This is a genomic window from Caballeronia cordobensis (genome assembly GCF_001544575.2).
In the GTDB taxonomy this organism is placed as follows: Bacteria; Pseudomonadota; Gammaproteobacteria; order Burkholderiales; family Burkholderiaceae; genus Caballeronia; species Caballeronia cordobensis.
Map to the genome: position 1 here is coordinate 1 of NZ_FCNY02000049.1, position 9529 is coordinate 9529.

The 9529-nt window shown below is 61.6% G+C and carries 9 protein-coding genes and 1 pseudogene; 4 read left to right on the plus strand and 6 right to left on the minus strand.

Annotated elements, in window-relative coordinates:
* The 3 genes from AWB70_RS39480 to AWB70_RS37805 form a co-directional block, all read right to left on the minus strand.
* Positions 1–182 (minus strand): hypothetical protein (locus AWB70_RS39480; protein ID WP_235024436.1); only part of this gene is annotated, 182 nt, incomplete at its 3' end.
* The gene (locus tag AWB70_RS37800) at positions 145–1542 is read right to left on the minus strand and encodes a heavy metal sensor histidine kinase (RefSeq protein WP_053569641.1); all 1398 of its coding nucleotides are present in this window, start codon (positions 1540–1542) and stop codon (positions 145–147) included. The genes AWB70_RS37800 and AWB70_RS39480, both read right to left, overlap by 38 nt.
* Entirely contained in the window at positions 1539–2210 is a 672-nt protein-coding gene (locus AWB70_RS37805) for a heavy metal response regulator transcription factor (RefSeq protein WP_014251441.1), read from the minus strand. The genes AWB70_RS37800 and AWB70_RS37805 overlap by 4 nt, the downstream gene beginning before the upstream one ends.
* Before the next feature lie 154 nt (positions 2211–2364).
* Here AWB70_RS37805 and AWB70_RS37810 point away from each other — a divergent pair, with 154 nt between their 5' ends.
* Genes AWB70_RS37810 through AWB70_RS37820 form a run of 3 tightly spaced genes read left to right on the plus strand, consistent with a single transcriptional unit; the run spans position 2365 to position 4376 of the window.
* Entirely contained in the window at positions 2365–2949 is a 585-nt protein-coding gene (locus AWB70_RS37810; protein ID WP_014251440.1) for a cytochrome b/b6 domain-containing protein, read from the plus strand.
* A gap of 4 nt (positions 2950–2953) precedes the next feature.
* The gene (locus AWB70_RS37815) at positions 2954–3727 is read left to right on the plus strand and encodes a molybdopterin-dependent oxidoreductase (protein WP_053569640.1); all 774 of its coding nucleotides are present in this window, start codon (positions 2954–2956) and stop codon (positions 3725–3727) included.
* A gap of 37 nt (positions 3728–3764) precedes the next feature.
* Positions 3765–4376 (plus strand): hypothetical protein, encoded by a 612-nt coding sequence (locus AWB70_RS37820; RefSeq protein ID WP_045455204.1) that lies wholly within the window; start codon positions 3765–3767, stop codon positions 4374–4376.
* 7 nt (positions 4377–4383) lie between these two features.
* On the opposite strand, the gene AWB70_RS37825 is transcribed toward AWB70_RS37820, so the two are convergent.
* The gene (locus AWB70_RS37825; RefSeq protein WP_045455201.1) at positions 4384–5808 is read right to left on the minus strand and encodes an aminotransferase-like domain-containing protein; all 1425 of its coding nucleotides are present in this window, start codon (positions 5806–5808) and stop codon (positions 4384–4386) included.
* A gap of 303 nt (positions 5809–6111) precedes the next feature.
* On the opposite strand from AWB70_RS37825, the gene AWB70_RS37830 reads away from it, so the two are divergent.
* On the plus strand, positions 6112–6435 hold the full coding sequence (locus AWB70_RS37830) for a DUF2917 domain-containing protein (RefSeq protein WP_014251436.1): 324 nt from the start codon (positions 6112–6114) through the stop codon (positions 6433–6435).
* Positions 6436–6512: 77 nt separating this feature from the next.
* Here AWB70_RS37830 and acnA read toward each other — a convergent pair whose 3' ends face one another.
* On the minus strand, positions 6513–9218 hold the full coding sequence (gene acnA / locus AWB70_RS37835) for an aconitate hydratase AcnA (protein WP_014251435.1): 2706 nt from the start codon (positions 9216–9218) through the stop codon (positions 6513–6515).
* Between the two features lie 44 nt (positions 9219–9262).
* Positions 9263–9529: pseudogene (gene prpD / locus AWB70_RS37840) on the minus strand (2-methylcitrate dehydratase); the annotation flags it as partial.

Genomic DNA, 9529 nt, shown 5'->3' on the forward strand with positions numbered 1-9529 from the left:
GTGTGACCGCGGGCGGTGAGAAAGCTGCTTTCTTTGGTGACTTTCTTTGCAGCAGCAAAGAAAGTTACCCCCGCCCCGGGGAGGGGCAGTGCTAATAGACCGACAACAAAGCAAGTTCCACCCAAAACAAAAACCAAAAAACCCTCAAACAGGAAACCACAAAGAAAACTCGATCCAGTCATCGCGAGTGCAGTCAGCGGTCACATGACCGCCATGCAACCTCATGATGGCCTGCACAATCGACAACCCCAACCCGCTAGACTCGGTAAATTCACTCCGCGCCGCATCACCGCGATAAAAGCGATCGAAAAGCTTGCCAAGCTCCTCCTCCCCGATGCGAACGTCGAGCCGATTCCCCACCACGACAACAGCGCCCCCCGCATCCACACGGCCTTCGACCCGCACGACGCTTCCCGCCGCCGCATACCGCACCGCATTGACGACGACATTGCCGATCGCCCTTCGGCACATGATCGCATTCGCAACCATCTCGCCACTCGCATCGATATCGAACGTGATGCGGCGCTCGTCGGCGATGCCTTCGAAGTAAGTGCAAATAGTTTCGAGCTCCTCGCGAATATCGAGGTGTTCGCGCTCGATGCGCTGCGGCCCATGATCCGCCTGCGCGAGGAAAAGAATGTTCTGCGCGATGCGCGCGAGCCGCTCCAGTTCCTCCAGATTCGATTCGAGCACATTGCGATATTCCGCGACGCTGCGCTCGTGCGCGAGCGTGACCTGCGTTTCACCGATCAACACGCCGATGGGCGTGCGCAGTTCGTGCGCGAGATCCGCCGAGAATTGCAGCAGACGCTCATAACCGTGCTCCAGACGATCGAGCATCGCGTTGAACGATGCGGCGAGGCTCTGCAATTCGGCAGGCGCATGCGCCACATCGAGCCGCGCAGACAACTGATTCGGCGTGATCTCCGCGGCTTTATCCGCCATCGATTTGAGCGGCAACAGTCCGCGGCTCGTGACCCACCACGCGAGCAGCAACGTGACCACGACCGCGCCGATCACGTTGACCCACACACGCCATAGATACACCGACAAGACATGCGCTTCCTGCGTCATCACGTGCGCGGCGATGATTTCCACGACTTCGCCGCTCTCGCCGATTCGCGCCTGAGCGCCGACCCAGCGCATGCGCACGCCATCCGCGCGCGAGCCTTCGTATAGATCATCGAGGCCGATGGGCCGCGTCACGGGCACGGCGTGAAGCGGCGGCAAAGGCAGTTGCTCCGGATCGACGTTGATGAAAGGCGCAGCGCCCGCGCGGCGAAAAATGATGACGTCCTGCCGGTCGCCGAGCATCGTCTCGAAGAGCCTCGGGCGTGCCTCGATTTCCTTGATCGTATAGAGATCGTGCAGCAGCGAGCGGAAATGCTCGACGCGTCCGATCAGTTGATAATCCGCGCGCGTGGACAGCGCGAGATTCGTCGCGTGATACAGCGACGCGCCGACCATGCCGACGACGATGCACACGATCACCGCAAACGACAGCGCGATGCGTACCGCAAGCGAACGCGACGGCCGGTTCAAGGATTCTCCCCGAACGAATAACCGATGCTGCGCACCGTGTGAATCAGCTTCAGATCGAACGGATTGTCGATCTTCGCGCGCAGGCGCTTCACCGCGACATCCACGACGTTCGTGTCGCTGTCGAAGTTCATGTCCCACACTTCCGAGGCGATCAGCGTGCGCGAAAGCGCTTCGCCCTGATGCTTGCAGAAGAGATGCAGCAGCGCGAACTCCTTGTTCGTCAGCGCGATATCGGTGCCTTGACGCGTCACTTTGCGACGCAGCACATCGACATGAAGATCGGCAATCTGAAACGTGTCCGATTCGCGCATCACGCCGCGCCGTAAAAGCGTGCGGATGCGCAGCACGAGTTCGGTGAAAGAGAACGGCTTGACGAGATAATCGTCCGCGCCGAGTTCGAGGCCGTGAATGCGATCGGTGACATGATCGCGCGCCGTGAGAAAAATGACAGGCAAGTCACGTTTCGCGCGCAAGGCCGACATGATCTGCCAGCCGTCGATGCCCGGCAGCATCACGTCGAGCACGATCAGCTCATAGTTGTTCGCGAGCGCCTGATGCAGTCCATCCGTGCCGTTGCGCACGAGTTCGACCTGATAACCGGACTCGATAAGCCCTTTTTTCAGGTAGTCGCCGGTCTTGCGGTCGTCTTCGATCACGAGGATGGTCATGCTGGCGCTGCGTTCGATGAATTGCCCACATTCTAGCCAGAGCAGGCACACGTCCCGCGAAAGATGACAAAAAAGTCATCGAGAGGTCATCGATCGAACAGAGGCGCGCCGCTACCATGCCCAGCACATCGTCTTCCACTATGCGAGGCCCGACGTGCAAGTACAACCGCTATGGCTGCGCATCACACACTGGCTCAACGCGTTCGCCGTGTTGATCATGGTGACGAGCGGCTGGCAGATCTACAACGCATCGCCCATATTCAAGTCGCTGACCTTCGCGCCCGCCATCACGCTCGGCGGCTGGCTCGGCGGCGCGCTGCAATGGCACTTCGCGGCAATGTGGCTGCTGGTCGCGAACTTCATCGTCTATCTCGCGATGAATCTCTTCACGGGCCGCCTGCGCCGCCGCATGTTTCCGCTGTCCATCAAAAGCATTTTTACCGACGCCTTCGACGCCCTGCGCGGCAAGCTCGGCCACGACGATCTCACGCACTACAACGCCGTGCAGAAGTTCGCGTATCTCGCGGTGATCGTGGACATCGCGATCGTGATCCTGTCCGGGCTCGCGGTATGGAAGTCCGTGCAGTTCCCCTTGCTGCGCGCGCTGATGGGCGGTTACGACAGCGCGCGTGTCGTGCACTTTTTCGGCATGAGTTTTCTGGTCGCGTTCTTTGTCGTGCACATCGCGATGGTCGCGCTCGTGCCGCGTTCGCTCGTGCTGATGATTCGAGGTCGTTAAGCCCATGTCGCTCAAGCTATTCAAGTCGAGACCCGATGCCGAGCTCATCATCAAGGATGCCGCGAAGGAATTAAAGGCTCCGGCGCGCCGTTTATTCGGCAAGCGCATTCTTTCGCTCGGCGGCCTCGCGATGTTGTCCGGCTGCAATATCACCGACGACAAATCCGTCAACGCGATGCTGCGCCGCATTTCGTCCTTCAACGACGACGTGCAGGCGCTGCTGTTCGATCCGAACAAGCTCGCGCCGACGTATCCCGAGTCGATGATCACGCGGCCGTTTCCGTTCAACGCGTTCTATGACATCGACGAAGTGCCTGAAGTCGATCCATCGACCTACAAGCTGCAAATCGGCGGACTCGTGAAGGGCAAGCGCGTCTGGACGCTCGACGAACTCCACGCGATGCCGCAGGAAAGCCAGGTGACGCGGCATATCTGCATCGAAGGCTGGAGCGCGATCGGCAAGTGGGGCGGCGTTCGCTTCGCGCAGGTCCTCGCGCGCGCCGGCGCCGATACGAGCGCGAAGTACGTGGCCTTTCATTGCGCCGACAACTACTCGACGAGCATCGACATGCCGACCGCGCTGCACGCGCAGACGCTGCTCACGCTTACCTACGACGGCCAGATCCTGCCGCCGAAATACGGCTTTCCGATGAAGCTGCGCATGCCGACCAAGCTCGGCTACAAGAACCCGAAACATATCGTCGCGGTTACCGTGACGAACGACTATCCCGGCGGCTATTGGGAGAACCAGGGCTACAACTGGTTCGGCGGTTCATGATCCATCACTTCGCTTCACATCCAACCAAGGAGAACACATGTCGATTCGCATGAAACTCGGTGTCAGCATGGTGACGCTCGCCCTCGCTTCGGCGGCCTTCGCTCAGACGCCCGCAGCAAAGCCCGCGCGCATTCGCGGCGATATCGTGTCGTTGACCGGCGATACGCTCACGGTGCATCGGCGCAGCGGCGACACGGTGAAGATCGCCGTCAAGGCCGACACGCCCGTGACCGCGCTGAAGAACATCAAGCTCCAGGACATCAAGCCGGGCTCGTTCGTCGGCACGGCCGCAACGACCGGCACGGACGGCAAGCTCACCGCGACCGAAGTGCTCGTGTTCCCCGAAGCCGCGCGCGGCACGGGCGAAGGCCACTATGCATGGGACCTCGGCCCGCAGAGTTCGATGACCAACGCGAACGTCGATCAGGTCGTGCAGGGCACGAGCGGCCGCGACCTGAAGCTGTCGTACAAGGGCGGATCGAATGCGGTGACGGTGCCGGAGAACGTGCCCGTCGTGACCTTCGCGCCCGCGACGCACGACGACCTGAAGCCCGGCAAGAAGGTGTTCGTCGTGGCGACCCCGGCGGGATCGGACTTCGCGGCACAGCGCATCGTCGTGGAGAAGGATGGCGTCGTGCCGCCGATGTAAGCGGTGACTATGCGCGCGCGACCGCGGCTTCCTGCATGTGCTCGAAAAAGCGCGTCGCGCGCCGGTCGCCCGCATAGGCCGAGTTGATGCGCACCCACGGACACGCGTCGCCGTCCGGACGGCAATAGCTGCCCGGCGCGAGCGTCACGCCGAACTTCACGGCTTCTTCGACGAGCAGGGCCGAATCCTCGATGCCCGGCACTTTGGCCCAGACGAAGTTGCCGCCGCTCGGCTCGTCGAACACATCCCATCCGTACGCTTCCAGCGTCTGCACGGCGCTCGACAGCGAATCGCGCACCCGCTTGCGCAAACGCTCCAGATACTTGCGATACGTGCCGCGTTCCAGCAGGCTCGCCGCGACACTCTCCGCGAAGCGCGAACCGCCCAGACTCGTCAGCACCTTCACGTCGACGAGATGCTTGACGAGCTCGCGATTTGCCACGAGATAGCCGATGCGCAGCGATGAGGACAGCGTCTTCGACAACCCGCCCACATAAATCACGCGATCGAGCTGATCGAGCGAGGCGAGCCGTTGCGTCGGCACGGCCTGGAAGTCGGCGTAGATATCGTCTTCGACAATCGTGAAACCGTGCTGCGTCGCGAGTTGCAGCAGCTTGAACGCGACCTGCGGCGCGATGTTCGTCGCGGTCGGGTTCTGAAACACGGTATTCAGGAAGAAGAGCTTCGGCTGATGCTGCTTGAGCAACGCCTCGGCGACATCGACATCGGGCCCGTTCGCGAGCCGCGGCACGCCAACGAGCCGCACGCCTTGCAGCTTCAGCAAGCCGAACAGATTGTAGTAACCGGGATCTTCGACGAACACCGTATCGCCCGGCTTCAGCATGTAACGCACGATGAGATCGAAGGCCTGACTCGCGCCGCTCGTGATCATCACGTTCGGCAAATCGGCGTCGATGCCGAGCGCGTTGATGCGCATCGCGATCTGCTGGCGCAGATTGGCGTCGCCGTGGGGAAGGGCATAGTCGATCACGCTCGACACATCGACGCGCGATACCTGCCGGATCGCCTGCGTGAGCCCGTCCACGTCGCGCCAGGCTTCGGGAAGAAACCCGCTCGACAGCTTCAGCGTCTCGCCGGGATAGTTGAATTGCTGAAGAATCTGGTTCGATTCTTCTTCCGCGAGGCGCGGGTCGCAGTTGCCCGTCTTGCCGTCATGGTCTTCGACATGATCCGCCACGTAAAAGCCCGAGCCGTGCTTCGGCTGAATCAGCCCGCGCGAGGCGAGCCGGTCATACGCCTCGATGACCGGAAAGCGGCTGATGTGCTGCTCGGCGGCCAGTTGGCGGATCGACGGCAGCTTCGCACCCGCCAGTACACGGCGCGAGCGGATCATCGCCTCGATCTGGGTGACGATCTGCTCGGTCAGCGGCACGCCGGTGCCGCCATCGATGTGAAGGGGAAGTGCGTTCATCGTGTTTTAAGTGTTCTGTCGGAATGAGTGAACAGTTGGCTTTTGCTGTTCGCCGCTGTCATGACGGACATTCGAACGCATCCGAAAACCGCCGTCAAGCCTGTCCAGATGGCTATCGGGGCTCTTCTCATAGTGTACACAACCCACACCGGGACACTAACTGTTCAGTGATTTTAGCTTAACAGTTCCATCACAACTGTGCAGAAGTGTTCATTCAAGGTGTTCGGAATCGGTCGAATAATATGCTCAACGGCTGCGGTCACCTCGTACCCTGCGGCCACTCGATCAATGAGGAGCAGCATCATGCGTGAGATCCGTACTTTCGAACTCGACCGGCGCGATGCGCCGACGCGCTGGGTGATCGACCGGCCTCAGACGCTGCGCGTCACGCGCGGGCAAATCTGGCTGACGATCGAAGGCGTTGCCGACGATCACTGGCTGAGCGCGGGCGCAACCGTCGAACTGAAGCCGTACACGACGATCTGGGTCAGCGGAACGGCGGACGCGAGCTGGTTTTCGATAGCGTCCGATTCGTCGCGCGCGGGCGCGCAACGGTTGGCTGAGATCGTGCGCGCATGGTTCGCGCGCCGCACGCCGTCGTCGCAGATTGCGATTTCCAAAGCGTAGAGCCGAAAAAAAACCCGGCCACGGCCGGGTTCAATGTTCCTGCGCTCTTTCGAGCGCAGTCACCTGCAACAGGCTACTTACGCCGCGAGCAGCGAGCGCAGCACGAACGGCAGAATCCCGCCGTGCTTGTAGTAATCGACTTCGATCGGCGTATCGATACGCAGCAGCACCTGCACGCGATCTTCCTTGCCGTCCTTGCGATGGATCACGAGCGTGACTTCCTGCTGCGGCTTGAAGTCGTCGCCGAGCCCTTCGATGTCGTACGTCTCTTCGCCCGTAATGTTGAGCGACTGCACGCTGTCGGCGCCCTTGAACTGCAGCGGCAGCACGCCCATGCCGACGAGGTTCGAGCGATGGATACGCTCGAAGCTGCGCGCGACCACGGCTTTCACGCCGAGCAGTTGCGTGCCCTTCGCCGCCCAGTCGCGCGACGAACCCGTGCCGTACTCTTCACCGGCGAAGATGACGGTTTGCGTGCCGGCGTCGATGTACTTCATCGCAGCGTCGTAAATCGACAGTTGTTCGCCGCTCGGCTGATGAATCGTCAGGCCGCCTTCGACGCGCGTGCCGTCCGCGTTCGCCGGAATCATCAGATTCTTGATACGCACGTTCGCGAACGTGCCGCGCATCATCACGTCGTGGTTGCCGCGGCGCGAGCCGTAGCTGTTGAAGTCGGCCTTCTGCACGCCGTTCGCCTTCAGCCACACGCCCGCCGGCGAGGTTTCCTTGATCGAGCCCGCCGGGCTGATGTGGTCCGTCGTCACCGAATCGCCGAAGATGCCGAGCGCGCGCGCGCCTTGCACCGCGGGAATGGAGTCGGACGGCTTCATCGAGAAGTCGTGGCCGAAGAAGGGCGGCTCGGCGATGTACGTCGATTTCGGCCAGTCATACACCTGACCGCTTTCGCCTTCGATCTTGCTCCACAGATCGCCCTCCTTCGTGAGCTGCGAGTAGTTTTCGCGGAACGCCTTCGCATCCAGCGCGTACTTCAGCAGCGCATGCACTTCTTCGCTCGTCGGCCAGATATCGCCGAGATAGATGTCGCGGCCGCCGGTGCCCTTGCCGACCGGCTCGGTCATCAGATCGCGCGTGATGTTGCCCGCGATCGCATACGCGACGACGAGCGGCGGCGAGGCGAGGAAGTTCGCGCGGATGTTCGGGTGAATGCGCGCCTCGAAGTTGCGGTTGCCCGACAGCACAGCCGCCGCCACGATATCGTTCTTCGTGATCGCGTCGTTCAGCCCCTGTGTCAGGTCGCCCGCGTTGCCGATGCACGTCGTGCAGCCGTAGGCGGCGAGCGTGAAGCCGAGTTTGTCGAGATACTGCAGCAGGTTCGTCTTCGTCAGATATTCCGTGACGATGCGCGATCCCGGCGCGAGCGACGTCTTGATGTGCGGCGCAACGGTCAGGCCGGCTTCGACGGCCTTCTTCGCGAGCAGGCCGGCCGCGAGCAGCACGCTCGGGTTCGACGTGTTCGTGCACGAGGTGATCGCCGCGATCAGCACGTCGCCGTTCTTCACATCGACGCCATCGCTCGTGCGGTAGGTCGATTCGAGCTCGGCGGCCTTCTTGTTGAAGCCGTTTTCGCCGACCGGCTTCGAGAACAGGTCCACGAAGGTGCTCTTCACATTGCCGATTTCGATGCGGTCCTGCGGACGCTTCGGACCCGCGAGCGACGGCGCGACCGTGCCGAGATCCAGCGTGAGCGTCTTGGTGTAGTCGATGTCGCCGGCCTTCGGCACGCCCCAGAGCTTCTGTGCCTTGAAATACTGCTCGAACGCGGCGATTTCCGCGTCGGTGCGGCCCGTGCCCTTGAAGTAGTCGATGGTCTTTTCGTCGACCGGGAAGAAGCCCATGGTCGCGCCGTACTCGGGCGCCATGTTGCCGATGGTCGCGCGGTCCGGCACCGCGATCGACGCCGTGCCTTCGCCGAAGAACTCGACGAACTTGCCGACGACCTTCTCCTTGCGCAGCATTTCGGTGATCGTGAGCACGAGGTCGGTGGCCGTGCAGCCTTCGCGCAGCTTGCCCTTCAGCTCGACGCCGACCACATCCGGCGTCAGGAAGTACACCGGCTGGCCAAGCATGCCCGCTTCCGCTTCGATGCCGCCCACGCCCCAGCCCACCACGCCGATGCCGTTAATCATCGTCGTGTGCGAATCCGTGCCGACGAGCGTGTCCGGATAATAAACGCCGTCCTTCTTGTGCACGCCGCGCGCGAGATATTCGAGGTTCACCTGGTGCACGATGCCGACGCCCGGCGGCACGACCTTGAACGTATCGAACGCCTGCATGCCCCACTTCATGAACTGGTAGCGCTCGTTGTTGCGCTGGAATTCCAGCTTCATGTTCAGATCGAGCGCGTTCGGTTCGCGGAAGTGATCGATCTGCACCGAGTGATCGACCACGAGGTCCACCGGCACGAGCGGCTCGATCGCCTTCGGATCCTTGCCCGCGCGCTTCGCGACGCCGCGCATGGCGGCGATATCGGCGAGCAGCGGTACGCCGGTGAAATCCTGCAGCACCACACGCGCAACGACGAACGGAATTTCATCGACGCGCGCCGCATTCGGCTTCCAGTTCGCCAGTTGCTCGATGTGCTCCTCGGAAATCTTCTTGCCGTCGTAGTTGCGCAGCACCGATTCGAGCACCAGACGGATCGAAACGGGCAGACGCTGGAGCTTGACCTTCAGCGCATCGCCGAGTTGCGGCAGCGAGTAGAACTTGGCTTTGCCGGAACCGCTGTCGAATTCCTTGAGCGTATTGTGGAGATTGTGGGCCATGTTTATTTTCCTTGAGGCTTAACGAGGAAATTGCGCTGCTGGGTTCAAATCACATACAGATCGACATATTCATTGACCGGCATCGCTTCGAGCTTTGCCTGATCGAGCGACACCGCGAGGATCGCCTGCTGTTGCTTCTGCGGGAACCGGCGTGCGAGGTTCGTCTTGAACTTCTCGACGAGCAGCGGAATGCCGTCGGCGCGCCGGCGCTTGTGACCGATCGGATACTCGACTGCGATTTCATCGAGCTTCGTGCCGTCATTGAACTCGACGGTAAGCGCGTTGGCGATCGAACGCTTGTCCGGATCGTG